Origin of the sequence: Bradyrhizobium sp. 2S1, assembly GCF_011516625.5 — a bacterium.
Taxonomy (GTDB): Bacteria; Pseudomonadota; Alphaproteobacteria; order Rhizobiales; family Xanthobacteraceae; genus Bradyrhizobium; species Bradyrhizobium septentrionale.
In genome coordinates this window covers 2198389-2223966 of the sequence record NZ_CP147717.1, presented here as the reverse complement: position 1 = coordinate 2223966, position 25578 = coordinate 2198389, and the positions used below count along the sequence as shown (strand labels likewise).

Here is a 25578-nt window from a genome sequence, read left to right as displayed (position 1 = left end):
GAATCAGATCGAGCAGCAGATTCAAACCGTAAAACGACTATCCGACCCGCGTCGGACGCTGGGTTTCTTGAGGGTTGCGCCAATCGATCCCGGACAACAGATAGCTCAACTGCGCCGGAGAGATCGTTACCGATTCACCAGCAACCGATGGCCAGATGAACCTGCCTCTCTCGAGTCTTTTGGTGAACAAGCAGGCGCCCTGGCCATCGTGCCAAATGACCTTCAATAGATCACCGCGTTTGCCCCGGAAGCAGAAAAGACCGCCGCCCATGGCGTCGCGCTTGAGCACTTCCTGCACGCGCAGAGCCAGGCTCGGAAAGCCGCACCGCATGTCGGTATGGCCCGTCGCCAGCCACACCCGCACGCCCGTCGGGATCGGGATCATCGGCGCGCCAGGCCCCGAGCAATTCGAACGACCGCCTCGATATCCGCACCGGGGCCGAAGACCACGCGCAGCCCCTGAGGGCTCACGATTTCGATCTGACCTGTCTCGACAGCTTCCGTCGTTGGCGGCGTACTTGCCGCAACTATCGCAGGGACGAATGTCGGGCCGATCGAATCCTCTTCGGCCGGATCATGACAGGTCCAAGCCTTGCGCCAGCTCAGCAGAAGCTGACGTGATATCCCATACCGGCGAGCCGTCGCCGACACCAGTCGTGCCCCCGAGAAGCTCTCCTCTACGATTCTGAGCTTCTCCGCACGCGTCCAGCGTCGCCGCCGACCGGTCTCCACCAAATCCATGCGGCTCAGCACCGCACTGTCCTTATGTCCGTCCATAAGGACAGTCAGCTACAGATCGGAAAAACTCGCAAGACGGCCGCCCTCGGACGGATACTTTGAGCGACCCGGATCGCCATCTCAATGATCTTGAGCGTGTTGGGATGTGACCACGCTGACATCATCAAGACCTCGGCAAAATAGCCGCGGAGTCTCGCATTTTGATCGAGAATTTCCCCGATCAGGCGCGGGCGCTCGTCGCGAGCCATGGCGGCCAGCTGATCAATTTCGACAACAATTCTTGCATGATCCGTTGGCGGACCGTCGTGCTGAATATAGCGGCGCCAATTGGTCTCGCCGAACTCCGCCAGGGCGATCACGCCAAAGAGGTCGGGTTGCCACCCCGACCAAGGGAAAACCGCATTGAAATTGAATTCCGACTCACGGATTTCACCGCCCAGCGGATCGAAGATCAGGAAAGGTGCGCCCTGCGGCGGTGGCGAACCAACATAGGCTCCGCCTGCACCATAGCTCTGACCGCCACCACCGCCGCCACCGCCATCCCCGCCGCCGTCGCCGCCACCGTCCCCGCCGCCATCACGCAAATGAAATTGCATTGCAACCTCCCAGCTCCAATGATCATTTTGTCAAATCGGGTCACTCCAATTCACGCAGGAAGTCCTGCGGCTTCCAGTCTTTGCACGTAAAGTGAGGCCTGCTCCGCCTTGAAAGGGCAACGCGGCGCATAGTGAGATACAGTGAACTGCGGCAAGACCAACCGATGATGCTTCGCCATCAGCGAGGCGTCCTCATCCCGGCCGACGGCCACCAGGCTTGCCGCGGCGATCCGGATCGCGTTTCCATACCGTGGATTGAGGCTGAGTGCCTTTCGCGACCAGCGAATGGCTTCCTCATAGGTGCCGTTCAAATAATGATTTTGGCAGAGCCGTGAATAATTGACGAAGGCTTGTTGATCCAGCGGGGACAGCCGAATGGCCCGTTCGGCGCGCTCAATTCCCGACGCTGCCTGGCCGATGAAGCCGTATGTTGCGCTGCTGAACATCCATGCCCAGGGATTGTTTGGCGACGCCGCAAGGGCACGATCAAAGCAGTCCAAAGCCGTGTCATAGTCAAAATGGAATGCACTCCGCGCGTGCCCTTGCAGTGAAAGAGCAAGTGCGTCGGATGGATCGCGTTCGATGGCGCAGTTCGAGAGCCGAATGATCTCGGCGACTTCGGCGTCGGGATCGGTCGATCGGCCCTCGGCAATGTTCAGCATATGCCAACGCCCAGAAAATGCATATGGTGCCGCATAGCCGTCGTCCTCCTCGCGCGCCCGCTCCAACAGGGTCCGAGCCCGCGAAAAGCTCGCGAAGTCCAGCTTGTAGAGGAGGTCAAGGGCGCGCAGAAAATAATCGTACGAGTTCAGATTGTGAGGACGCTTCCGCATCGCGCGTTTGACTTCGGCCTGTTGCACATGCGCCGAGATGCGACCCACGATCATGAGGGCGATTTCGTCCTGCACCCCGAAGATCTGCTCGATATCCGTCTCGTATTTTTCCGCCCATATGACCGATGCCGTCGATAAGTCCCCGAGCTCGACAGAGAGCCGAATTCGACCGCCGGCGCGCCGGATCTTGCCACTGAGAAAATATCGCACGCCAAGCCGTTCGCCGGCCACCGTTCCGTGATCGACGGCGCGGCGATCGATCATCATGGTCGATCCGCGAGCAACAACCAGAAGATGACGAATATTGCTGAGCGTTGCGATGATATCGTCGACGAATCCCTCAGCGAAATAATTGTCGTCGGCGTCGTCTGAAAGACTGACGAATGGCAGGACCGCGATCGAGGGCAGTCTTGCGCGTTTCGAAGGCGAGCCCGCGAACCCGACTGCCGCACCGCGATCCACCCCCGGCAATCGTAACGAGAACGCGGTGACGGCCCGCGTCAAATTCTTCAGCCGAAGGTCGCCAAGACTGTCGAATTTCAGTTCTCCGACGCCATCAAGATTATCGAGCATGGCCGACGACACCACGATTCCGCCCGCCGGCGCAGCCGTCTGAAGGCGCGCGGCGATATTGACGGCGCTTCCGTAGACGTCATCGAGATCGAATATGACGGGCTCCCAATGAAGACCAATTCGAAATGCGATGCGACGCTCGGGAGAATGCTGGCTTTCCCGAACCGGGATTTCCTGCTGCAACTCGGTCGCGCACTCCAGCGCATCCAACGGGCTCTCGAATACCGCGAGAAACCCGTCACCGGTATTCTTTACGATTTCACCGCGATGGGAGACGATGGTCGGATCGGTGATTTCGACACGTAGAGTCCGAAGGTGTTGATGGGTTTCGAACTCGGCCGCTTCCATCAGCCGGGTATAACCAACCACATCAGCCGCAAGGACAGCGCGATAAGCCCGCTCAAAGGGAGGCGTCACTTGAGGGGACAAGACAGGGTCAGTCTGCACTGCCATGCTCGATACACCGGCGCGTTGTGACCTTCTCTGTACTCTAGTACCCAGAATCAGAGCTGAGTGATACGGCGGCCTTTGAAACGGCGTTGACGGACCTTTTTCTTGGTCCAGACGAAGGGCTCGGCTCTGTCGTTGTATGCGTTGACGTAGGCATCGATGTGCTCCTGAAGCTGCGTGAGGCTTGTGAAGGAGGTGCCGCTGAGCGACTGCCCCTGCAAGATCGAAAACCATACCTCGACCTGATTGAGCCAAGACGCACTTGTCGGCGTGAAATGAAATTGCACGTTGGGGTGGGCCTTGAGCCAATGCTCGTTCTTCTTGTGGGTGTTGAGGTTGTCGAGGATGACGTGAAGCTTCCGGTTCGGAAAAGCCGCGGTGACGCTGTTCATGAAGTCGAGAAACTCGACGCGGCGTCGGCGTTTTGAATGCGCCGCGATGATCTTTCCGGTGGCGACTTCGAGCGCCGCAAACAATGTTGTGGTGCCATGCCGCTTGTAATCGTGGCTCTGGCCGGTCAAGGCGCGGCCATTGGGCAACTTCAGATAACCCTGCGCTCGCTCCAAAGCCTGGATCGAGGGCTTCTCGTCCACGCACAGCACAATGGCCTTCGCGGGCGGGGCGACATAGAGGCCGACAACATCGGCGGCTTTGGCCGTAAAGTTCGGGTCGCTGCTCTCACACCAGGACTTACGAGCCGCGAGGTCAATCTTGTGGCTGCGCAGGAACCGCCAGACATATTGGACGTCAACATCGCCCAGCGCCCCGGCCAGCAGGGGCCCGGTCCAGCGTGCGAACCCGTCCGGCGGCGGCTTGTCCAGCAGCTTCAGAATCCGCTTGTCGGTGGCCTTCGTATAGATTGGCTGCTTGCCCGGTCGCGGCTTGTCTTGCAGCCCTTCAAGGCCTTGGTCGGCATAGCGATGCCGCCAAAGGCTGACAATCCGCGGCTGGACCCCAACTTCCTTGGCGATCGACCGAGTGCTGCGTCCATCCGCCGCCAACAGAACTATCCGCGCCCGCTTCAAATCGCGCTGCAACGTCACCGGGGAGCGGCAACACGCCTCAAGCACCTTGCGATCTTTCCTCGAAAGGTGGACTTCTCTTGCTTCGGGTATCATCCCGACCTTGAATCACGACTCACGCTTTAAGAACAGTAGGTACTAGTACCCAGAATCAGAGCTGAGTGATACGGCGGCCTTTGAAACGGCGTTGACGGACCTTTTTCTTGGTCCAGACGAAGGGCTCGGCTCTGTCGTTGTATGCGTTGACGTAGGCATCGATGTGCTCCTGAAGCTGCGTGAGGCTTGTGAAGGAGGTGCCGCTGAGCGACTGCCCCTGCAAGATCGAAAACCATACCTCGACCTGATTGAGCCAAGACGCACTTGTCGGCGTGAAATGAAATTGCACGTTGGGGTGGGCCTTGAGCCAATGCTCGTTCTTCTTGTGGGTGTTGAGGTTGTCGAGGATGACGTGAAGCTTCCGGTTCGGAAAAGCCGCGGTGACGCTGTTCATGAAGTCGAGAAACTCGACGCGGCGTCGGCGTTTTGAATGCGCCGCGATGATCTTTCCGGTGGCGACTTCGAGCGCCGCAAACAATGTTGTGGTGCCATGCCGCTTGTAATCGTGGCTCTGGCCGGTCAAGGCGCGGCCATTGGGCAACTTCAGATAACCCTGCGCTCGCTCCAAAGCCTGGATCGAGGGCTTCTCGTCCACGCACAGCACAATGGCCTTCGCGGGCGGGGCGACATAGAGGCCGACAACATCGGCGGCTTTGGCCGTAAAGTTCGGGTCGTTGCTCTCACACCAGGACTTACGAGCCGCGAGGTCAATCTTGTGGCTGCGCAGGAACCGCCAGACATATTGGACGTCAACATCGCCCAGCGCCCCGGCCAGCAGGGGCCCGGTCCAGCGTGCGAACCCGTCCGGCGGCGGCTTGTCCAGCAGCTTCAGAATCCGCTTGTCGGTGGCCTTCGTATAGATTGGCTGCTTGCCCGGTCGCGGCTTGTCTTGCAGCCCTTCAAGGCCTTGGTCGGCATAGCGATGCCGCCAAAGGCTGACAATCCGCGGCTGGACCCCAACTTCCTTGGCGATCGACCGAGTGCTGCGTCCATCCGCCGCCAACAGAACTATCCGCGCCCGCTTCAAATCGCGCTGCAACGTCACCGGGGAGCGGCAACACGCCTCAAGCACCTTGCGATCTTTCCTCGAAAGGTGGACTTCTCTTGCTTCGGGTATCATCCCGACCTTGAATCACGACTCACGCTTTAAGAACAGTAGGTACTAGCATGAGGAAACGACGCTGTCGCCACCGGGTTGGGAGTCATCGGTGGGCGAGAACCGCCACAAAGGGGCTGGCAGAGGCCTGCTATGCGGGAATCAGGTGCAGATGACGGCCAGCAGTCGGTGCCGACATATCTCCTCCACGGATGGAAAGGACCAAGCGATAGCCCGACAGGGTGGCGGCGCAGCCAGCCCGGTCGCATTTCGATAAGAGCTATCACCGGGTTGAGAATTCCTACTTTGCGCTATGCAAATCGAGCCAGCTCGCGCAAGTGCCCGTCGATCACAGCGTCGACCTCGTCCGGGTGATCCACCTGGGGCAGATGCCCGGCGCCGGGGATGATCGTCAGCCGGCAACTCAGCATCGCCGCTAGCTCGGTCATCGGCTGCACCAGCAACTGGTCGCGCGCGCCCACGATCATCGTAAGCGGCAGCCGCATCGTCTTCACACCGTCGAGATAGGCGAGGTCTTGAATCGCGCGGGCGCAGCCGATGAAGCCTTCGGGATCGGTCTCGTTGATGCAGTTCAGCAGCGCAGCTGTGATCGTCGGATGCGCCGTGAGAAAGGCGGAGCCGAACCAGCGCTCGGCGGTCGGCGCGGCCAGCGGCGCTATGCCGCGCTCGCGCACCAGCGCGATCCGGTCGTCCGATGCCGCGGCAAACGGCGGCGGCGCATCGGCGCGTGCGGCGATTGCGCACAGGCTGAGCAGGCGGTCGGGATGACGCACGCCGAGACCGAATGCCGTCATGCCGCCCTGCGAGACGCCGATCACATGAGCTTGCCGGATGCCGAAGTGATCGAGCACCGCGACCGCATCCGCCACCAGATCATCCATGGTGTAGGGGCCGCGCGGCGCTTCCGAGTGTCCGTGACCGCGGCTGTCCAGTGCGAGCACGCGATAGCCGCGCCCGGCAAGGGCGATCGCCTGCCGATGCCAGATCGCGCTGCTGGTCAGGATCGAATGGCAGAGCAGCACCGGCGCCCCGCGCTCGGGGCCGCCGGCACGGACGCTGAGCCGTCCGGCTTTGCCCTGCACATCGAGCCGGACAAAGCCCTGCCATGCGGCTGTTACGATCGGGGCCGGTTCAGTCGACAAGACCCATCTCCGCGAAGACATCCTTGGCAATGCGGAAGCTGTCGAGCCCGGCGGGCATGCCGCAATAAACCGCGATCTGCAGGAACACCTCGCGCAGCTCGGTCTTGCTCAGCCCGTTGTTGAGCGCGCCGCGGATATGTACCTTGAGCTCGTGCGGCCGATTGAGCGCCGCGATCATGCCGAGGTTGAGCAGGCTGCGGCCGCGCTTGTCGAGATCCGGGCGATTCCAGATCTCGTCCCAGCAATATTCGGTCGCGAGCTTCTGGATCGGCCAGTTGAAATCGTCGGCAGCCTTCAGCGATCGCTCGACATAGGCGTCGCCGAGCACGGTGCGGCGGGTCTTGAGGCCGCGCTCGAATTTCTCGCCGCGGGGATTTGCGTCGGTCATCGTCTTCTCCTGTTGAGCTGTGGTCAGGCCAGCGCCGGCTCGGCGAGTGGCGCGGTCCAGGCGTCGTAGCCGTAGACCCAGTCCGGATCGGTCGGGTTCTTGAGCCAGGTGTTGGTCCGCGAGCTCGACTGCACGCGCGAGGTCCTGGGCTTGCGCGTCGCCTCGGAGCGGCGGAAGGCCTCGGCGACGCCGTCGCGATCGACGCCCTTCAGGCAGCGCGACAGCACCGCCGCATCCTCGATCGCCATCGCCGCGCCCTGCGCCATGTAGGGCGTCATCGGATGGCAGGCGTCGCCGAGCAGCGTGATGTTGCCGTCGCTCCAGCGCGGCAGCGGGTCGCGGTCGACCAGCGCCCATTTGTGTACCGACGGGCAGGCCTCGAGCACATGGCGGACCTGGGGATGGAAGCCGTCGAACGCCTTGCGCAATTCGCTGACGTCGCCGGTGGCCGACCATGATTCCACGGTGAAGCCGGGCTCCGGCTGGCTGGTCACGAAGTAGACCTCGCTACGGTCAGGCTTGACGTAATAGATGACGATGTGGCGATCCGGCCCCCACCATTTGGTGCAATCGTCGATCGGATAGCCGTTGAGCAGCGCCGCCGGGAACACGGTGCGATAGGCGATGCGGCCGGTGAAGTTTGGCTCGTCGCGGCCGAACAGGCGCTCCTTGACGAAGGAATGCACGCCGTCTGCGGCCACCACGGCGTCGACCGTCGTGGTGTGACCGTTGGCGAAGGTCAGCGCCACCGAGCGGTCGGCGCGCTGTTCGATCGCGGTCAGCTTGTGGTCGAGACGGATCAGGTGGTCAGGCACGGCGCTGGCGAGCGCCGCATGCAGGTCGCCGCGATGCCCGAGCAGATAGGGTGCGTCATAGCGCTCCTCGGCGACGAGACCGAACACCATGTCGAAGCGCACCGCGCCGGTGTCGTATTCCTTGTTGTTCCAGGAGCGCGGATAGAACGCCTCGCGGCGCAGTACCGGCTCCAGGTCCCACGCCCGCATCACCTTCATGGCGTTGCAGCCGATCTGGATGCCGGCGCCGAGCCGCGTGAAGCGTTGGGCCTGTTCGTACACCGTCACATCGATCCCTGCGCGGGTCAGCGCCGCGGCGGAGGCAAGCCCGCCCATGCCGGCGCCGATCACCGCCACCGAAAGTCTGCTCATTGTTGCTCCTCGTCCCTTGCGCCGGTTGACGGCCGGCTTCCCCATCCTTGTCGGTCAAACGGGGAGGCGCCCGCAAACGAGTAATGCTGACGGAGCGTGAGGTAGGCTCACGCGGCCTGCCGTCGGCCGCGCGCCCTTCGAATCAGGCCGACTCCGGCCTGTGAGCTGAGGTCACGCTGCCTGAGCTTAACTCGTTTGCGCTTTACGCAATCGCCCGCCAACGTCCCGCCGCTGCCGCATCGGTGCGTTTGCCGATGAAGTCACTCGCGCGGCCAACATCAAGATGTCCCGAGGATCGACGCCCATGTCCACCATCACCAATGACGGCGCCACCCGTCTCGACGCCGTCGCAACGCCCTGGCATGCGCGTCTTTACGTCCAGGTGCTGATCGGCATCGCGCTGGGCGCGCTGGTCGGCTATCTCTGGCCGGATGTCGGCGCAGCGCTGAAGCCGCTCGGCGACGCGCTGATCAAGATGATCAAGATGGCGATCGCGCCGATCGTCTTCCTCACCGTCGTGCACGGCATTGCGAGCCTCGGCGATATGCGCAAGGCCGGACGGATCGGCGTGAAAGCCCTGATCTATTTCGAGGTTGCGACGACGGCGGCGCTGATCCTCGGTCTGATCGTGATCAATCTGGCGCGCCCCGGCGTCGGCATGCACGTCTCGCCTGATACGCTGGATTCCCGCCTCGTCGCCTCCTACGTCACCCAGTCGCACGACCAGTCGGTCGTCGGCTTCCTGATGAACATCATTCCCTCGACCGTCGGCGGCGCGTTCACCAGCGGCGACACGCTCCAGGTGCTGTTCTTCGCCGTGCTGTTCGGCATTGCCCTGCAACGCTATGGCGAAGGCGGCAAGCCGGTGCTGCAGGCGATCGAGCGGCTGTCGAAGATCCTCTTCATCCTGATCGGCATGATCATGCGGATTGCGCCGATCGGCGCGTTCGGCGCCATGGCCTTCACCATCGGCAAATACGGCGTCGGCTCGATCGTCGCATTGTCGCACTTCATGCTGGTGTTCTATCTCACCTGCCTGCTGTTCGTGATCGTCGGGCTCGGCATCGTGTCGCGTCTTGCGGGCTTCAGCATCTTCAAGCTGATCCGCTATCTCCGGGAAGAGCTGCTGCTGGTGCTCGGACTATCAGGCTCGGAATCGGTGATGCCGCGTTTCATCGACAAGATGAAAGCCGCCGGCTGCGCGGAATCCATCGTCGGCCTCGTGATCCCGACCGGGTACACCTTCAATCTCGACGGCACCTGCATCTATTTGACCATGGCCAGCGTGTTTCTCGCCCAGGCCACCGATACGCCGATGTCGCTGGTCCAACAGATCGGTCTCGTCGTGGTCTGTCTTTTGACGTCGAAGGGCGCAGCCGCCGTGCCGGGCAGCGGCTTCATCGTGCTTGCGGCGACGCTGGGCTCGATCGGCCATGTTCCGGTGGCGAGCATCGCGCTGTTGCTCGGCATCGACCGCTTCATGTCCGAAGCGCGGGCGCTGACCAACTTCATCGGCACGGCGGTCGCGACCGTGGTGGTGTCGCGCTGGGAAGGCGACCTCGACCGCGCTCAGTTCGTCCGCGCCCTCGACAATCCGGACGCCACCGCGCTATCGTCCTGAGCCTTCCGGAGACGCGACACGATCATGAGAAAGTTGCCACCGCTCAATGCGGTGCGAACATTCGAGGCGGCGGCGCGGCATGTCAGCTTCACCAAGGCCGCCGAAGAGCTGCTCGTCACCCACGGCGCCGTCAGCCGCCAGGTCGCGCTTCTCGAGGAGTGGTTCGGCGTCAAGCTGTTCCGCCGCGCGCCCTCGCAACTGACGCTGACCGCAGCCGGGCAGATTTACTATCGCGAGGTCACGGCGATCCTCGATCGGCTTGCGCTCGCCTCGATGGACATGAAGCAGTACGGCTTGCCGTCGGTGCTGCGCGTCAGCGCGCCGCCGACGTTTGCGATGCGCTGGCTGATCCGCCGCATCTCCTCGTTCCAGCGCATGCGCGCCGATGTCGAGCTACGGTTATTGACCTCGATCGGGCCGCTCAACGTCAACGACCGCTCGTTCGACGTCGCGATCCGCGGCAATGTCGGCGAGCCGGTCGGCTGGATGTCGCAGCACTTCATGACCGAGCTGATCGCGCCGGTCTGCCATGTCGATCTGCTGACGCGCGGGCGGCTCGCCACTCCCGACGACCTGCGGCATCATACCCTGATCACCTATTTGACCGAGCCCTACGACTGGCCGCGCTGGCTGGCCCAGGCCGGCGCCGAGATGAGCGCGGATCAGGAGACCTTGCGGTTCGAGCAGATGTTCTTCGCGCTGCAGGCGACGCTGGAGCGCATCGGCATCGGGCTGTTTCCGCTGTTCCTCGTGATCGACGAATTGATCGCCGGCCAGCTCTGCCTGCCGTTCGGCGACCTCGGCTTGCGCAAGCGCGAATACCGCTCGTTCTATCTCGCCGACAATGAAAGCGTCGGCGCGATCGCCGACTTCACCGCATGGCTCGCCGATGCCGGTCGCGAGACCGAGCAATTCATGATGGACTGGGGCACGTCGAAGGGCTGGAGCTTCTAGGGACGTCTTCGGGCTGGACCGCGCGGCGATGCCGGCTCTATGACAGCACGAGGGGGAACGCACATGCCCAACATGTCTCGCCGGCCATTCCTGCAGCTCGCACTCGGCGCGGCGACGCTGCCGCTTGCTTCGTTTGGCGCACGCGCGGAAGCGCTTGCGCGTCCGGTCACGATGATCGTGCCGTTCGCCGCCGGCGGGCCGACCGATGTGCTGGCGCGGATCCTCGCCGAATACATGCGCAACACGCTCGGCCATCCCGTCATCATCGAGAATGTCACGGGCGCCTCCGGCACGGTCGCGGGGCTGCGCGCGTCGCGCGCGGCGCCTGATGGCACCACGATCACGATCGGGCATTGGGGCACGCATTGCCTCAACGGCGCGATCTATCAGCTGCAATATGACGTGCGCGAGTTCGCGCCGATTGCGCTGATCGCAAGCGGGCCGCAGCTCGTGATCGGCCGGCCCGATCTGCCGGCGCAAAATCTGAAGGAGTTGATCGGCTGGCTCAAGGCCAATGGCGGCAAGGCGACATCGGGCACCGCAGGTCCGGGATCGGGCGCGCATGTTGCAGGCGTGTTCTTCCAGCAGCTCACGGAGACGAATTTCTCCTTCGTGCCGTATCGCGGCGCCGGTCCGGCGCTGAACGATTTGATGGCCGGACATATCGACATCATGTTCGATCAGGCCTCCAACTCGCTGCCGCAGGTGAAGAGCGGGACCGTGAAGGCGTTTGCGGTGACCCAGTCGTCGCGCCTCGCATCGGCGCCGGAGATTCCGACGGTCGATGAAGCCGGATTGCCGGGTCTCTATATCGCCTATTGGCACGGCATCTGGGCGCCGAAGGGCGCGCCCGCCGAGATCGTGTCGACGCTGTCGAAGGCGGTGATGTCAGCGCTGGCCGAACCTGCCGTCCGGCAACGCTTCGCCGAACTCGGGCAGGAGATCCCGCCGCCGGACAGGCAGACCCCCGCGGCGCTGCGCAGCCATCAGTCTGCCGAGGTCGAGAAATGGTGGCCGATCGTCAAGTCCGCCAATATCAAGGCGGAATAGCCATGCGATCCTCGTGAAGGTCGCGTGTGCGTTTCTTGATATTTCCAGCAACGCCCTTCGCATCCAGCGACGCGTTGACCCGCTTCGTCCCGTCTCCTACAGGTTGCAAACGTGAGTGGCCGAACCGGCTCGACATCTGGGGCGGGCGATGAAATTACCCGAGCGAACCGACCAGCCGACCTTCTGGTTGTATGCCGTCCCATTGGCGCTCGCGCATCTCGCGTTGGGCTTTATCCTCATCAAGGGCAGCAATGGTGGGTTGGGCGGGATCGATACGGTCGTGATCATCGCGCTCGCGGCAGTGGTTGGAGGGCGGTTCAAGGATATCGGGTGGCCGGGCTGGATCGGTCCGACATTCATGCTCGGCACGATGCTGGTGATCCCGATCCTGGTCGCGGCCTACGCGATCACGAACAAGCTTCCGCCGGATCAGTTCATGGCGTTGATGAATCCGGTCGGACTGGTGGTCGGGGTTGCAAATTTTGTGTTGCTGGTCGTTGCCGGCACGATGCCGGGCAAGGAGCCCGCTGCGGCTGCTACCGCTCCCGCCGTCGAATCGGTGCAAGCCGCGGTCCAGCCTGATCCGTCGCTAACGGCCCCCGTCGCTGCCGCCGAGCCGCGTAAGGCGGATCCAATGGTGATCGGGGCCATCGCCATATTCGCTCTCGCGGTGGTTGGGCTGGTCGTCGTCTTGGTGCTGTTTCCGCAGCAGCACGCAAGCCAGGCCCTGTCATCCCCGCCGGCCCCTCCGGCTTCAGTGTCCGCGCCATCAACTGCCGTCAGGCCGAATCAGGTGCAAGGCTATGGCCTGACCAAGGACACCGCCGACTTCCTGCGGCAAATGTCGCAGCAGCCGCGCGGGGCAAACCAATAGCGCCACGCAACTGAGCTGCCGCCTCCGTCGGCTGTTGCGAGGAGAGTGGCTAGAGCTGGCCGTTCGCGGCGTTGCCGGTCATGGTCCGTTCGCGGGGGTTCCTCCCGTCAGCCCCTCCCAACCAAATCCGTGAAAACACCCAGCTTCGTTAACCATTGATTAACCATGCGGGCCGATTGTTAACCATTCGAAAAGACAGCCGAGTCAGGGTCGATGGACGCAACTCAACAGGTCGCACGTCAGCAGGTCCGCATGCGCGGCCGTTCCTATGTTGCGTTCGTTTTCTCGCCCGTCGTGCCGGTCGTGTCCTGGCTTGCCGAGATTGATGCGACACTGGCGAAATCGCCGGGCTTCTTCACCGGCAAGCCCATCGTGCTCGATCTGTCGGCCGTCGATCTCAGCCAGGCCGCGATCGCGCATCTGGTCGGCAGCCTGGGGGAACGCAACATCCGCATCCTCGGCATCGAGGGTGTCGACGAATCAAAGCTCGCCGCCAACATGCCGCCGCTTCTGACCGGCGGCCGGGCCTGCGCGATCACCCATGTCGAACCGAAGACGCCGCAGGTGCAGGAAAAAAACAAGGACAAGGACAAGAGCAAATTGCCGTCGCTGCTGCTGGAGAGCCCGGTCCGCTCCGGCCAGTCGATCGTGTTTGCCGAGGGCGACGTCACCGTGCTCGGTTCGGTCGGTTCCGGCGCCGAGGTTGTCGCCGGCGGCTCGATCCATGTCTACGGCACGCTGCGCGGCCGCGCGATGGCGGGAATCAACGGAAATTCGGCGGCTCGAATCTTCTGCCAGAGGATAGAGGCCGAGCTGCTCGCCATCGACGGCTATTACCAGACCGCGGAAGAAATCTCTGACAGCTTGCGCAACCGGCCCGCCCAGGCGTGGCTCGAGGGCGAAATGCTGCGCATCACCGCTTTGAACTGACCGACCACAAGGAGAGAGAGAAATGGCCAAGGTTTTGGTCGTGACGTCTGGGAAGGGAGGAGTCGGCAAGACGACCTCCACCGCCGCGCTTGGCGCGGCGCTCGCGCAAATGGGCCAGAACGTCGTCGTCATCGACTTCGACGTCGGCCTGCGTAACCTCGATTTGGTGATGGGCGCGGAGCGCCGGGTCGTATTCGACCTCATCAACGTGGTGCAAGGGGTTGCGAAACTGCCGCAGGCCCTGATCCGCGACAAGCGGCTGGAGAACCTCTGGCTGTTGCCGGCGTCGCAGACCCGCGACAAGGACGCCCTGACGGAAGAGGGCGTCAAGCGCGTCATCGCCGACCTCAAGACCAAGTTCGACTGGATCCTGTGCGACAGCCCGGCCGGCATCGAACGTGGCGCGACGCTCGCGATGCGCTACGCCGACGAGGCCATCATCGTCACCAATCCCGAAGTGTCGTCGGTGCGCGACTCCGACCGCATCATCGGCATGCTGGATTCCAAGACGGCCCGCGCCGAACGCGGCGAGCGGGTCGAGAAGCATCTGCTGGTCACCCGCTACGATGCCGGCCGTGCCGCGCGCGGCGAGATGCTGTCGATCGACGATATCCTGGAAATCCTTGCGACCCCCTTGCTCGGCATTGTCCCGGAAAGCCAGGACGTGCTGCGCGCCTCCAATGTCGGCTGTCCGGTGACGCTGAACAATGCCGGCAGCGCGCCGGCGCGCGCATATAGCGACGCGGTGCGGCGCCTGATGGGCGAGCAGATCGAAATGAAGGTGCCGGTCGAGCGAAAGGGGCTCATGGACCGGCTGCTGCGACGGAGGGCTGCGTGATGAACCTGATGCGGCTCTTTGGCGGCCGTGCAGGGTCCGCCCCCGTGGCACGGGAGCGGCTGCAAATCCTGCTCGCGCATGAGCGTGGCCGGAGCGGTGCGCCCGATCTTCTGGAGACCCTCCGCTCGGAAATCCTGAGCGTGGTGTCCAAACATGTCGATCTCGATCCCGACAAGATCGTGATCCGGATGGATCGCGGCAAGTTCGTCTCGATGCTCGAGGTCGACATCGAGGTTCCCAACGGCGTGCAACGATCAAAGATGGTGGCGGCCTCATGACGGCAGACAGCGACAGCCATATTGCCTGGCAGCGCGCGCAGCTCAAAAAGCTCCGCGCGGCGTTGAAGGCGATCGAGGCCGATCAGCTCGGCAAGGCCAATTGCGGCCGCGCCACGCAGATGACGATCGACGAATTGCAGCGCAAGATCGGCGAGTCAGGCCGCTGCATCGCCGAGTATGAGCGCCGCACCCGTCGCCCGCTGGCGACGGACCAGCGCAGCCTCGCCAGCGTGAGCTGGACGCATTGGAACGCCAACATGCCGATGGCCAAATCGCAGCGCCATCGGGCGTAGAGCGCCGGCGAGCGAGCGCTGATCTACAGCAGGAACGACAGCGCGGTCTCGCACTGGTCCTCGACCTTGAGCGTGAGCAGGTCGTCGGCGCGGGTGCGCCCGAGATTGACGGCGGCAATCGGCAACCCGCGTTGCTCGGCCATCCGCACGAAGCGGAAGCCGGAATAGACCATCAGCGAGGAGCCAACGATCAGCAGCGCGTCGGCCTGTTCGAGATGCGTCTGCGCCGAAGCGACCGTGTCGCCCGGCACGTTCTCGCCAAAGAACACCACATCAGGCTTCAGCACGCCGCCGCAGGCCTCGCAGGCCGGCACCACGAACGATGAAAAATCCTGTTCTAGGTCGGCGTCACCGTCGGGTGCATCGGTGGCATCGAGCGCGAGCCAGGCCGGGTTCAGCCGCGCCAGTTCGCCCTGAAATTGTTCGCGCGGCATCGTCGCAGAGCAGCCGAGGCAGCGGACCACATCGAGCCGGCCGTGCAGGTCGATCACGCGCTGGCTGCCCGCGGCCTGGTGCAAACGATCGACATTCTGGGTCACGAGCTGCTCGCAGCGGCCCTGTTGCTCGAGCTTGGCCAGCGCGCGATGCGCACCATTCGGTATCGCGCGGCCGAACCGCCGCCAGCCGACCATGCTGCGCGCCCAATAGCGCTGCCGCGTCGCCGCCTCGCCCAAAAATGCCTGGATGGTGACCGGCCGCGTCCGCTTCCAGTTGCCGTCGCTGTCGCGATAGTCGGGAATCCCGGAATTGGTGCTGCAGCCGGCTCCGGTCAGGACAAACAGGCGTTGATGGCTGGCAATGAAATTCTGGAGAGCGGGGTGCTGCATGGCAGCACATCTAGTGTGGCGGCTGGGCGTGCGCCAGATGCAGGGGCTTGGCGCGCGAGGACCTTTCATGCGGCCTCTGCGTTGACGGCATGGCACAAGCGACGCGGTGTTGCGAGCTTGCGCAATTGCCGACGGAGTGATCGATGCGGCCCAGATTTTTCATCGTCCTGCTTTGCGCACTGGCGTTCCTGCCGCTGCGGCGGTCCCATGGCCAGGATGCGGGCGTGTCCGGCGAGCAGGCGTTCAACAATTCCTGCCGCACCTGCCACACGGTGAAGGACGGCGATAACCGCGCCGGCCCGAACCTGCACAACATCATCGGCCGCAAGGCCGGATCGGTGGCGAATTTTCCCTACTCGGAGGCGATGAAATCATCCGACATCGTCTGGGATGAGCGCACGCTGTTGCGCTTCATCGAGGATTCGGAAGCCGTGGTGTCGGGCAACGGCATGAAGCCGTATACCGGCGTGCGTTCGGCGGAGGATCGCGCCGGGATCGTGGCCTTCCTGAAATCTCCGGGCAAATGACCGCCGGCGGAATGCCGATCTCACCGCGCCGGCAGGACGAAAACCTGGCCGGGATAGATCAAGTTCGGATTGCGGATCTGCTGCTGGTTGGCCCGATAGATCACCGCGTAGCGCTGTCCGGCGCCGAGTGCGCGCTGGCTGATCCGCCACAGACTGTCACCGCGGGCCACGGTCGTTGTCGTGATCTTCGGCACGATCACGGCGGAGGGCGAGCTCACTGCCGCGGTGGTTGTCGCCGCCGCGAGCTGCGGTGTGGCCACATCCGCGCGGCCGGACGACGCTGCAGGCGCCGGGATCGACGCGGTCGACGTCGCATCGGGAACGTTGAACGGCACCTCGGCGCGCGCGCGGACCTTGCCGGAGCCGGGATCGACGTCGTCAAGCCGGACCCGATAATCGCCGGCCGCTACGCCCTTGTTGATGGTGACCGAGAGGTGCCCCGCCTCGTCGGCCGTGGCGGATGTGATCAAGCTGTCGTTGAGATAGAGCCTGACGGTCGCGCCGGGAGCTGCCCGACCGCTGACATGGAGCTTGCCGCCCGGCTCGGTCTCGACGGCCTCGACAGCCACCTTTCCGGCCGCAGGCGCCGCGGCCGCAGGTTGCGACAGCACCCGGATCGGTTTGTCCGGCGCCATCAGCGCCACCATCGGCCGCTCCCTTGCCGCAGCCTCGAGCGCCACGGCCACGCTCTGCTTGGAAGTCACCTGCTTGCCGTCACGCGTGATGCGCAGGGTCAGGTCATAGTTTCCCGGCGGAAGCGGGCGCGGCACCATGACGAACTGGCCGGATGCATCAGCCACGATGCGATCGTGCACCTCGCCATTGCGCAGCAATTCCACCGTCGCGCCCGGCGCTGCCCTGCCGGCGACAACGGTCTCGCCGGTCGGCTCGATGCTGACAACGTCGAACTCCGGCACCGCATCGCCGCCCGGTGCTGGCGGCGGCCCTGCCAGCGCGTTGGCGAGCGCCGCGGTCTCGGTTTGCGCCTTTGCCAGCGGCGTCTTGTCCTCGTCTTGCGCGGGAACCGCCGGCGCGGATGGCGCCGTCGCCATCAAAGGCGTGCTCACGCCGAGGATTTGCTGGGTTTGGTGGATGCCGTAGACGAGCGCCGCCGTGCCGCCGGCGGCAAGTGCCAGCAACGGTATCACCAGTCTGATCGCCGTGACGTTCATGATCGTCATCCGCGGATGTCCCCGCGCGTCCGCGCGCGCCCCTGCAGCCTGAGGGGATTCCGGGTGAGACTGCGCCGATTTGCGCTGCCCATCAAGTCGAATGAGAGGATTACTCCCCCCCGGGCCGCCCGGCCGACCGAGCTCACCGCCACTCTGCGGCATTGATCAGTCAGGCTCAAAACTCCGGTGCCGCATGGTCCACCACCTCCTTCATAACGAAGAAGGAGCGGGTCTGCCGCACGCCGGACGGCGCGCTCAACCGGTTGCCATGGAGGCGCTTGAAGCCGTCGACCTGCGCCGATTTTCGACGGCTGCGCATTGCCTATTGAGAGTACGACAGCTGCTCTTCCGTCACCACGCGCTCGATGTTGCCTGCTTTGCTCCTGATGCGGTATCGAAGCCGCCCGTCTGCTTCAATCGGCATGCGTTGAACGATGGTGTAGACCGCCGGCTGATCGGCCTCGGCACGACCTTGCGGCCCCTGGGCCCGGTGGTGAACGTCTTCATTCAGCTTGTAGGCATATGACATCTGTCCACCTCTGCAGTGTAGGGGGTGCTCTAGAGCATTTTCGGCTCTGATCAAATCAGAACCGAAGCTCCAGCTTTTTGTTTTGACGCGTTTTCTTCACGCGAACCGGTGTCCACTTCGCTCGAAAACGCTCTAACGCAGGACTGGGCTGTGACGCAATGGAGCTGTGGCTTCCCGTATCGACGCAACTTGCTGCTACGATTGCCGCGTCAGGCCTCTCCGGAGTCCGCAGGAGCACGTAAGTCACATTGACCGAATACGCCGCAAATAGCCACCGAATACTCGCCTTCGACGAAGGCTGTATGAGGGCGTTGGAAGGGGTTCCCCGGTCGTTTTTGCGGCCTCAATTGCCATTTGGTCTCCGCAGGCAGATGCTGCCAGCAAAAAGCGCAAGGGAGAGCAGCATGAGCAAGCCAGGTCTCGACAATCGGCATCCCAACAAGGACGGCGAAATCAGCGGCAAGCACGGCGACACGCTGCTGCGCACCCTGCGCAAGGTTTACGGGCCGGGTTTCGCGGCGGGTTATCCCGAAACCGAGAAGCTGAGCGATGTCCTGGCCGCACTGAATGAGACGTCGCTGAGCCAACTCCGCAGAGATCATCAGACCGGCCATCTCGGGCACAAGATCGCCAAGGCATCGAAGTAAGTTGCCGAGCGGAGCTAAAGCATGATCCGGAAAAGTGCGAAGTGGTTTTCCCTCGCGACAAACGCGGAACGCATTTGCGCGGAGATCATGCTCAAACAACGAGCTAAAGCGCGATGACGATTCAACCCAATCTCATCGCGCTTTAGCGGCTCAAAACTCCAGCGCCGCATTGTCCACCACCTCCTTCATCACGAAGAAGGTACGGGTCTGCCGTACGCCGGGCAGTGCGATCAGCTGGTCGCCATGGATGCGCTTGAAGTCGTCGACGTCGCCGGCGCGGATCTTGAGGAAGTAGTCGAAATCGCCGGCGACGAGGTGGCAGTCGAGCACGCATTTGAGCTTCGCCACCGCCTGCTCGAAGCTCGCAAAGCTCTCCGGCGTCGAGCGGTCGAGCACGACGCCGACCATCACCAGCGTGCCCTTGCCGAGCTTGCGCGGCGCCACCATGGCGCGGACGCCGCTGACATAGCCCTCGTCGAACAGCGCTTGCGTCCGGCGATGGCAGGTGGCGGGGCTGACGCCGACCTGATCGGCCAGATCGGCATTGCTGAGCCGGCCGTTCTTCTGCAGCAATCTCAACATCTTGAGGTCAATGCGATCGAGCCGGGCGGACATGGAAGAATCTCTCACTGTTGGGCTGGTTATGAAAGAAAACATAGCATCTGCGCCAGAATCAGCAATCATCAGTAGCTGCGAGGGCTGAGTTAGAGAACACCTTTCGCGCCTGGGGTGATAGGTGTCGCCGCCGTTCCAGACCACCAAAGAGGATGCCAGTATGCTGGAGAAGTTCGCGCGCTATCCGCTCACCTTCGGACCGACCGCCATCGAGAAGCTCGATCGGCTGTCAAAGCATCTCGGCGGCAAGGTCGAGCTCTATGGCAAGCGCGAGGATTGCAATTCCGGGCTCGCCTTCGGCGGCAACAAGCTGCGCAAGCTCGAATACATCATCCCCGACGCGATCGCCTCCAACGCCGACACGCTTGTCTCGATCGGCGGCGTGCAGTCCAACCACACCCGCATGGTTGCCGCCGTCGCGGCCAAGATCGGCATGAAGTGCCGGCTGGTGCAAGAAAGCTGGGTGCCGCACGAGGACGCGGTTTACGACCGTGTCGGCAACATCCTGCTCTCGCGCGTGATGGGCGCCGATGTGCGCCTGGTCGACGAAGGTTTCGACATCGGCATCCGCAAGAGCTGGGAGCAGGCGCTCGAGGAGGTGAAGGCCGCGGGCGGCAAGCCCTACGCCATTCCGGCCGGCGCTTCCGTGCACAAATATGGCGGGCTCGGTTATGTCGGCTTTGCTGAAGAGGTGCGTGCGCAGGAGCGCCAGCTCGGCGTCAAGTTCGATTACATCGTCGTCTGCACGGTGACCGGCTCGACCCATGCCGGCATGCTGGTCGGCTTCGCCGCCGATGGGCGCGCGCGCAACGTGATCGGCATCGACGGTTCGTTCACGCCCGCGCAGACCAAGGCGCAGGTGCTGTCGATCGCGCAGAACACCGCGAAGCTTATCGAGCTCGGCCGCGATATCGTCGAGGACGATGTCGTGCTGATCGAGGATTACGCCTATCCCGCCTATGGCGTGCCGTCGGAAGAGACGAAGGAGGCGATCCGCCTCAGCGCGCGGCTCGAAGGCATGATCACCGACCCCGTCTATGAGGGGAAATCGATGCAGGGCATGATCGATCTGGTGCAGAAGGGCTTCTTCCCGGCCGGATCGAAGGTGCTCTACGCCCATCTCGGCGGCGCACCGGCGCTCAACGGCTACGCCTACGCGTTCCGGAACGGCTGAGGCGGCTATGCTGCTCCAAACCTCCCCTTGAAAAGGGGAGGTCGCTTTGCTCGCCAGAGCAAAGCGGGTGGGGATCTGCTTTCTCCGCTTGCAGCGTCGCCTGCGGCTGACCCCCATCCCGACCTTCCCCCTTTCAGGGCAACAGATTTGGCAAGTCTTAGCGGAAAAACTGCCACGATATCAATGCATTGTAAATTTGAGGCTTTGATCGTGTCCTGTCAGTGTCCCGGCGAGATTTTAAGGCCCGCCGCAGGCTCACAGCGTGGCCCGTGGTGAGCTGACGAGGCTTGGCCGGTGGTCCTATAGCCCGGCGCTGGCGGGGGTCTGTATGGCCTTCCTGCGGTCCGCACTGAGGCGGCGCGGTTGCCGTAGTTGGACCGATTACTTTTTTTGCTCGGTGGTTATGGTGCCGTCGCGGGTGTCTCGTCGCTCGGCGCGTCCTGTGCGCCGCTCCTGACGCCGCTCTGCGCGTCCCGTGCGTCGTTCTTGTCGTCGTTCCGCTCGCCCGCTTCGCCGTTCCTGTCGCCGCTCCGTGCCAGACCTCGCGGCATCCGTGGGCGGTGTCGTTGGCGCGGTGGGCGTCGTGGTGGTTTGGGCTTCAGCCTGCGAGACGGTCAGCACCGCAGAAGAAGCGACAAGCCCAAATGCAGCCGCGTGTCCAAGGAAAGCGAGTGCGCTGCGACGACAAACTTGTTTCGGCTCCGAACGTTCATTCATTTTCAGGCTCCCGGTTTGCTGCCCTGTCGGAGCATGTCACTTAAGGTCGAGAGCCTAGTTATTGATCTGGATCAACTTGGCCGCGCGGTTCAAGCCACGCTGGAATTTCCACCGATGGGATTGATACTCTTGGCAGGTGCGGGAGGAGGGTCCCCGCAGTAACGATCAATCCGTCGTTGAATTTGGCTCGCGCAAAATCCTTAGCCTCTGCCTCTGTTGCGAACGTCTTGGTTAAGCGCGGATGTCGCCGCCTTGACAGCGTGCCATCTGTCGGAACTTCAAAAGTGACATACCACGTGTGCTTCATACCGCGATGCCGCCACCCAGTATCGGTCGCCTGTCCTCCGCGCCGGGACGATAAAAAGCCATCACCGGGACGAAGCGGTGACGGCTTCTCCTTCGCTCGTGACCGCGAACAAGCTCTTACCGCCGCGCCCCAACGCGATTGACGCCACCATTCATGTTGCCACCGGCGTTATGACGGACCGCAGCGCGCGCCACCGGACGAGGCCTCAGCACGACGCCTGCCCGGGCAACGCAGCCAGCCGGATACTCGGTGTACTGGCAGTACACGACCGCCTTGGCTGGCGCTGGATTGAGGGTGACGCCTGCAAGCCCCAACAGGGCGCTAGCAGCAATCCCGGCAACAGTCGCTGACTTGATCGAAAGACGCGGATGCATGGCGGACCTCCCTCTCGTGCTGTTTGAACACAGCCTGAGTGCCAAAGGATCGCTGACGTTGACCTAGATCAAGGGAGGGCCTGTCTCGCGCGGCTGACGATGGTGGCGCGGTTTAGGCAGGCCCCGAAGGACGAGAAGAAGTAGTCCCGAGAACGGATTGAGACGTTCACTTCGGGGGCGCGCGGGCAGTGTTTTTCCCAGTATCGGCGCCCCCCAGAAACGTTCTAACCGTCACCTACGACACGGCATGTAGGTGAGGAAATATGTCCTTTGACCCGATGGCCGCTGCGGTTGATTGGCTAGACGCCTACCGCGCTGGCGATATTGAAGCTGTCCTTGGCATGTATGCCGATGATGCAGTGATCTACTGTGAATGCGGGGGTACGAAAACCCTGACTGGCCGAGCAGCGCTTCGCGCCTATTGGGTTGATCGCCTCAAGAGTTCGCCAGCATTCGAGCTGGATGACCTCCAGCTAAGCCGAAACGAACCCGTGATTTCGTATTTCACGAGCAGCGGCCTCGTCAAAGCGGTTCTTGTGTTTAACGCTGCCGGACAAATTAGGGCGCTTAGCTGCGGACCCGTTAAGTGAGGCGGCCCCTTATAGAGAATGGCCCCAGCAACCTTGGGGGCCTGTGTAGGGGCAGGCGGTTGCTGGGGCCATCTACCAGCCCGTTTGGTGCGGGCGGGCTAGGTAGTCACATGAACAAAACAAATGCAGCAAGGGCGAGCGGGCAAATTCCCAGCACGACAATGCCGATGTAAAAGAAAATCTCTGGCATAGAGCAAGCCTCTGGTGCTTGCTAAATCAGCACACGGCTCGGCTCTCGTCTGAGCAAAATTGTTCACTTTTCCTCTCTTGCAGGGAGCGCCCGACTACATCAAATTAGGACCAGCACGGAAAGTGCGATTGTGGCGCAACCGGCTATCGTTATTGCGTCCCATTTCATGCTGTGAACGCTGGAGCCGTTGCCGTTCCGCTCGTTGATTTGGATCAAGAACGAATTGCGACCTATTGAAATTTATGTGCCTAGAACAGTGAATAGGCTTCTCGATGTAAGCGATGGCGAGTTTATTTCGCTATGTATGTCGATGGCTTGCCGCCCGTAGAGATCAGCCCGCGTGACACTGCAAAAAAAGCCATGGGCGCGGCAAGTGTGTCCGAGATCGCACTTTTTCGTCGGCTTCCGGGCGTATTGCGGGTGTGGGATTATCATCATCACCGCCCTGCCTTCGGCTGTTATCGGTGACTGAGAGTGTTGCGCTCCCGCCTGCCCCATGGGGAGCGCATCACATGCCGGAATGTCATTCCCCTCGCATGATCGAGCGATCTCGATGCCCCAAGTGCGACATTCGCATGATGCTGGTCGGCGTCGAGCGCAGCTTTGCTGGTCCCGATTTGTGCACGCTTGTATGCCCTAAGTGCGAACTGGCCTACAAGGCGCTGGCAGACCAATGAAAGAACCAAGCGGCTGGCTCATCCGCCCTTTCACCAGAGCCGCCGGTCGTCAACGATCAGGCCAACAGCCGCGCCACCACCCTGCTTGATTTTTGGGTCCCTTGGGGCATGTCATAAACCGGGGGGTCCGCGCGACGGCACGCTTTCAGCATATTTGCAGTTTTCGTTTTTCGTGTTTCGTTTGGCCGATCCGTTCGAAAGGGAACGCGAATGCGGCGCATCGATCTGGCTGCGATAACTCTGGAAAGCTGGTCGAGGCTGGATGATCTCCAGCGCCAGCGGTTTGCCGAGATGTTCCTGCGGGCGGCATTGCGGCTCGGCGGGACCGAGCTTCGCCGTTGGCTTCGGCGGCGTGTCAGGACCGCGCCGCTCGCGGCTCCGGTCGATCCGGCGCGCTTCGCAATCTCGGATCGCGACATCGCCGCGCTGCTGAGGGCATTGCCCTTCGGGCCGGACGACGCCGATCGCGGGACCGGGCTGTGATGCGCAACCACGGATTTTCTCGCACCAGATATCCTCAGTAAGTCCGGTAGCGCGGTCCCGGCATTATCTCGCGGCCTTCACAGTAACTTAGTTTGGGGGTACGTCATCGGCACGTCGAGCAGCTCCATTCTGAGGTCCTTCCCGGAAAAAATCTGGAGCGACCCAAGGTATCCGCTGATGGCATCGCGTCTTGGAAACCTGTTGTACTGGATTGCCTCATGGATCGCCGTGATCGTGATCGCTGGTGGGATCGTCGTCTGGCTCTTCTTCGCTCGGCCGAACTACGATCCCTTAGGATTGTTGATCAGTGCGTGGGGCGTCATCATTTGGCTTGGCGGTCGTGTGATCCGGTATTGGCTTGGTGGTCGATAGACATTCGCCCCTGTAACTGTAACCACGGATTTTCTGGTACCTAATATCCTCGATAAGCCCGATGGCGCGTTCCCGGCGGTTACCTACGCTCACAGAAGGACCCAAAATTTAGTGGCGGGTCCATGGAGACTGAAGCGCGCAGTAGTGGCCTCCGATGCGATTTGCCGCACGGGACCGTCCTTCTGATGAGTTAACGTTAGGGAAGATGGCTGGCCTGACGGAGGATCGCCGCTATGGGGTCGTTTGAAGCACTCGCCATCGTCGTTCTTTTTGTTGTGGCAGCAGTGGTCGTGACCATGCTCGTGCGAGCCCGGAGACGATAGCAGGAGGGCGTCACGATCCAAGACACAGCCGTCGCGCATCACGTCACCACGCAACACGGTGCAAACCATCAACGAAGGGGGTGTCCGTTTTTGGGGCCAAAGCAGACGTGCGCTGGTCGGCCCGGAATTTCGCCTTTTGACCCATGGCAGACATCGGCCAACCTATCTATCCAGTGTCACTTTTGCATGCAGATGGGCCTAAGCGTCTCGTCAAGGCCACGGGCCTTGGCGTAGTCGATCACTGCCTGCCGGGCTGCTTCGCAACGCTCTGCGCTCGTAAATTCCTGTGTCGATATCGCGGCGCCATTGACAGCCCCGAGCCAGCTCATGACGATTAGAACATGGGTCATAATATCCTCATCACCGTCTCGTTTGGCGGCTCATCACCTCAAAAAGGCGCACGTTGCGCCTGTGCACTTTGCGCCCAATGAGCGGCTGACAATTGATCTGTATCAACGCGAAACACTGACCGGCCGGTGCTGCTGGCCAGCGCCGGTTGCATCTCAATCGCACTTTCCGTGCTGGTCCTGTCGCGCTGGGAATTTGCACGGTCGCCCTGACTGCATTTGCTTTCTTCATCTGACCATCTGGGCCGTCCGCTCCAAGCGGGCGGGTAGATGGCCCCAGCAATTGCCTGACCCCCTACACAAGGCCCCAAGTTGCTGGGGCCATTCTCTATAAGGGGCCGCCTCACTTAACGGGTCCGCAGCTAAGCGCCCTAATTTGTCCGGCAGCGTTAAACACAAGAACCGCTTTGACGAGGCCGCTGCTCGTGAAATACGAAATCACGGGTTCGTTTCGGCTTAGCTGGAGGTCATCCAGCTCGAATGCTGGCGAACTCTTGAGGCGATCAACCCAATAGGCGCGAAGCGCTGCTCGGCCAGTCAGGGTTTTCGTACCCCCGCATTCACAGTAGATCACTGCATCATCGGCATACATGCCAAGGACAGCTTCAATATCGCCAGCGCGGTAGGCGTCTAGCCAATCAACCGCAGCGGCCATCGGGTAAAGGACATATTCCTCACCTACATGCCGTGTGTAGGAGAGGCTAGAACAGTTCTAGAGGTTTCGCCAATATTAGGGCGCGTCTCCGGT

At 62.4% G+C, this 25578-nt stretch carries 29 protein-coding genes and 1 pseudogene; 14 read left to right on the top strand and 16 right to left on the bottom strand.

Features of this window, described 5'->3' with window-relative positions; all coding sequences use genetic code 11:
* Positions 1-37: 37 nt before the first annotated feature.
* The 9 genes from tnpB to HAP54_RS10525 form a co-directional block, all read right to left on the bottom strand.
* Entirely contained in the window at positions 38-385 is a 348-nt protein-coding gene (gene tnpB, locus HAP54_RS10565; protein ID WP_063676425.1) for an IS66 family insertion sequence element accessory protein TnpB, read from the bottom strand.
* Complete coding sequence (tnpA, locus tag HAP54_RS10560) at positions 382-777, bottom strand: IS66-like element accessory protein TnpA (protein WP_166299824.1); 396 nt, start codon at positions 775-777, stop codon at positions 382-384. Before tnpA ends, tnpB begins: the two co-directional genes overlap by 4 nt.
* An 8-nt stretch (positions 778-785) precedes the next feature.
* On the bottom strand, positions 786-1334 hold the full coding sequence (locus HAP54_RS10555; protein ID WP_175619404.1) for a hypothetical protein: 549 nt from the start codon (positions 1332-1334) through the stop codon (positions 786-788).
* 50 nt (positions 1335-1384) lie between these two features.
* On the bottom strand, positions 1385-3187 hold the full coding sequence (locus HAP54_RS10550) for an adenylate/guanylate cyclase domain-containing protein (protein WP_339156839.1): 1803 nt from the start codon (positions 3185-3187) through the stop codon (positions 1385-1387).
* 56 nt (positions 3188-3243) lie between these two features.
* Positions 3244-4308, bottom strand: a complete 1065-nt coding sequence (locus HAP54_RS10545) for an IS630 family transposase (protein WP_166298619.1) — start codon at positions 4306-4308, stop codon at positions 3244-3246.
* 55 nt (positions 4309-4363) lie between these two features.
* Positions 4364-5428: an IS630 family transposase gene (locus HAP54_RS10540; protein WP_166204319.1), complete on the bottom strand. Its 1065-nt coding sequence runs from the start codon at positions 5426-5428 to the stop codon at positions 4364-4366.
* A gap of 287 nt (positions 5429-5715) precedes the next feature.
* Positions 5716-6567 (bottom strand): alpha/beta fold hydrolase, encoded by an 852-nt coding sequence (locus HAP54_RS10535; RefSeq protein WP_166299820.1) that lies wholly within the window; start codon positions 6565-6567, stop codon positions 5716-5718.
* The gene (locus tag HAP54_RS10530) at positions 6557-6955 is read right to left on the bottom strand and encodes a carboxymuconolactone decarboxylase family protein (RefSeq protein WP_166299818.1); all 399 of its coding nucleotides are present in this window, start codon (positions 6953-6955) and stop codon (positions 6557-6559) included. The genes HAP54_RS10535 and HAP54_RS10530 overlap by 11 nt, the downstream gene beginning before the upstream one ends.
* A 23-nt stretch (positions 6956-6978) precedes the next feature.
* Entirely contained in the window at positions 6979-8121 is a 1143-nt protein-coding gene (locus HAP54_RS10525) for an FAD-dependent monooxygenase (RefSeq protein ID WP_166299816.1), read from the bottom strand.
* A gap of 304 nt (positions 8122-8425) precedes the next feature.
* Here HAP54_RS10525 and HAP54_RS10520 point away from each other — a divergent pair, with 304 nt between their 5' ends.
* The 8 genes from HAP54_RS10520 (at position 8426) to HAP54_RS10485 (ending at position 14959) form a co-directional block, all read left to right on the top strand.
* Entirely contained in the window at positions 8426-9742 is a 1317-nt protein-coding gene (locus HAP54_RS10520) for a dicarboxylate/amino acid:cation symporter (RefSeq protein ID WP_166299814.1), read from the top strand.
* A gap of 24 nt (positions 9743-9766) precedes the next feature.
* The gene (locus HAP54_RS10515; RefSeq protein ID WP_166299812.1) at positions 9767-10696 is read left to right on the top strand and encodes a LysR substrate-binding domain-containing protein; all 930 of its coding nucleotides are present in this window, start codon (positions 9767-9769) and stop codon (positions 10694-10696) included.
* A gap of 72 nt (positions 10697-10768) precedes the next feature.
* Positions 10769-11746 carry a tripartite tricarboxylate transporter substrate-binding protein gene (locus HAP54_RS10510; RefSeq protein WP_224741949.1) on the top strand — a complete coding sequence of 326 codons (978 nt, stop codon included), beginning with the start codon at positions 10769-10771 and terminating at the stop codon, positions 11744-11746.
* A gap of 148 nt (positions 11747-11894) precedes the next feature.
* On the top strand, positions 11895-12620 hold the full coding sequence (locus HAP54_RS10505; protein ID WP_166299808.1) for a hypothetical protein: 726 nt from the start codon (positions 11895-11897) through the stop codon (positions 12618-12620).
* Positions 12621-12833: 213 nt separating this feature from the next.
* On the top strand, positions 12834-13550 hold the full coding sequence (gene minC / locus HAP54_RS10500; protein ID WP_166299806.1) for a septum site-determining protein MinC: 717 nt from the start codon (positions 12834-12836) through the stop codon (positions 13548-13550).
* Positions 13551-13572: 22 nt separating this feature from the next.
* Complete coding sequence (gene minD / locus HAP54_RS10495) at positions 13573-14388, top strand: septum site-determining protein MinD (RefSeq protein ID WP_029080500.1); 816 nt, start codon at positions 13573-13575, stop codon at positions 14386-14388.
* Complete coding sequence (gene minE, locus HAP54_RS10490; protein ID WP_029080499.1) at positions 14388-14666, top strand: cell division topological specificity factor MinE; 279 nt, start codon at positions 14388-14390, stop codon at positions 14664-14666. Before minD ends, minE begins: the two co-directional genes overlap by 1 nt.
* Positions 14663-14959 (top strand): hypothetical protein, encoded by a 297-nt coding sequence (locus tag HAP54_RS10485; protein ID WP_166213405.1) that lies wholly within the window; start codon positions 14663-14665, stop codon positions 14957-14959. The genes minE and HAP54_RS10485 overlap by 4 nt, the downstream gene beginning before the upstream one ends.
* 23 nt (positions 14960-14982) lie before the next feature.
* On the opposite strand, the gene HAP54_RS10480 is transcribed toward HAP54_RS10485, so the two are convergent.
* On the bottom strand, positions 14983-15855 hold the full coding sequence (locus HAP54_RS10480) for an NAD-dependent protein deacetylase (RefSeq protein WP_166299804.1): 873 nt from the start codon (positions 15853-15855) through the stop codon (positions 14983-14985).
* Positions 15856-15929: 74 nt separating this feature from the next.
* On the opposite strand from HAP54_RS10480, the gene HAP54_RS10475 reads away from it, so the two are divergent.
* Complete coding sequence (locus tag HAP54_RS10475; protein ID WP_166299802.1) at positions 15930-16313, top strand: c-type cytochrome; 384 nt, start codon at positions 15930-15932, stop codon at positions 16311-16313.
* Between the two features lie 20 nt (positions 16314-16333).
* Here the strand turns inward: HAP54_RS10475 and HAP54_RS10470 are convergent, their stop codons facing one another.
* The 3 genes and pseudogenes from HAP54_RS10470 to HAP54_RS10460 all read right to left on the bottom strand — a co-directional run bounded on the left by HAP54_RS10470 (position 16334) and on the right by HAP54_RS10460 (position 18014).
* Positions 16334-17494 (bottom strand): LysM peptidoglycan-binding domain-containing protein, encoded by a 1161-nt coding sequence (locus HAP54_RS10470; RefSeq protein WP_166299800.1) that lies wholly within the window; start codon positions 17492-17494, stop codon positions 16334-16336.
* Between the two features lie 166 nt (positions 17495-17660).
* Positions 17661-17768, bottom strand: a pseudogene (locus HAP54_RS10465) (AsnC family transcriptional regulator); the annotation flags it as partial.
* Between the two features lie 39 nt (positions 17769-17807).
* Positions 17808-18014, bottom strand: coding sequence for a hypothetical protein (locus HAP54_RS10460; RefSeq protein WP_029080494.1), 207 nt, complete (start codon positions 18012-18014; stop codon positions 17808-17810).
* 404 nt (positions 18015-18418) lie between these two features.
* Here HAP54_RS10460 and HAP54_RS10455 point away from each other — a divergent pair, with 404 nt between their 5' ends.
* A complete protein-coding gene (locus tag HAP54_RS10455; RefSeq protein WP_166213408.1) occupies positions 18419-18661 on the top strand; it encodes a hypothetical protein in 243 nt (80 codons plus the stop codon).
* A gap of 150 nt (positions 18662-18811) precedes the next feature.
* Here the strand turns inward: HAP54_RS10455 and HAP54_RS10450 are convergent, their stop codons facing one another.
* A complete protein-coding gene (locus HAP54_RS10450; RefSeq protein ID WP_166299798.1) occupies positions 18812-19276 on the bottom strand; it encodes an Lrp/AsnC family transcriptional regulator in 465 nt (154 codons plus the stop codon).
* 160 nt (positions 19277-19436) lie between these two features.
* On the opposite strand from HAP54_RS10450, the gene HAP54_RS10445 reads away from it, so the two are divergent.
* Entirely contained in the window at positions 19437-20450 is a 1014-nt protein-coding gene (locus HAP54_RS10445) for a 1-aminocyclopropane-1-carboxylate deaminase (RefSeq protein ID WP_166307667.1), read from the top strand.
* A gap of 1140 nt (positions 20451-21590) precedes the next feature.
* Here the strand turns inward: HAP54_RS10445 and HAP54_RS10440 are convergent.
* Positions 21591-21848: a hypothetical protein gene (locus HAP54_RS10440; protein WP_166299794.1), complete on the bottom strand. Its 258-nt coding sequence runs from the start codon at positions 21846-21848 to the stop codon at positions 21591-21593.
* A gap of 263 nt (positions 21849-22111) precedes the next feature.
* On the opposite strand from HAP54_RS10440, the gene HAP54_RS10435 reads away from it, so the two are divergent.
* From HAP54_RS10435 to HAP54_RS10425, 3 genes are all read left to right on the top strand, one after another.
* A complete protein-coding gene (locus HAP54_RS10435; RefSeq protein ID WP_166299792.1) occupies positions 22112-22438 on the top strand; it encodes a nuclear transport factor 2 family protein in 327 nt (108 codons plus the stop codon).
* A gap of 1077 nt (positions 22439-23515) precedes the next feature.
* The gene (locus tag HAP54_RS10430; RefSeq protein ID WP_166299790.1) at positions 23516-23788 is read left to right on the top strand and encodes a hypothetical protein; all 273 of its coding nucleotides are present in this window, start codon (positions 23516-23518) and stop codon (positions 23786-23788) included.
* A gap of 177 nt (positions 23789-23965) precedes the next feature.
* Positions 23966-24160, top strand: a complete 195-nt coding sequence (locus HAP54_RS10425) for a hypothetical protein (protein ID WP_166299788.1) — start codon at positions 23966-23968, stop codon at positions 24158-24160.
* Between the two features lie 1013 nt (positions 24161-25173).
* Here HAP54_RS10425 and HAP54_RS10420 read toward each other — a convergent pair.
* Positions 25174-25485, bottom strand: coding sequence for a nuclear transport factor 2 family protein (locus HAP54_RS10420; protein WP_166299786.1), 312 nt, complete (start codon positions 25483-25485; stop codon positions 25174-25176).
* Between the last annotated feature and the right edge of the window lie 93 nt (positions 25486-25578).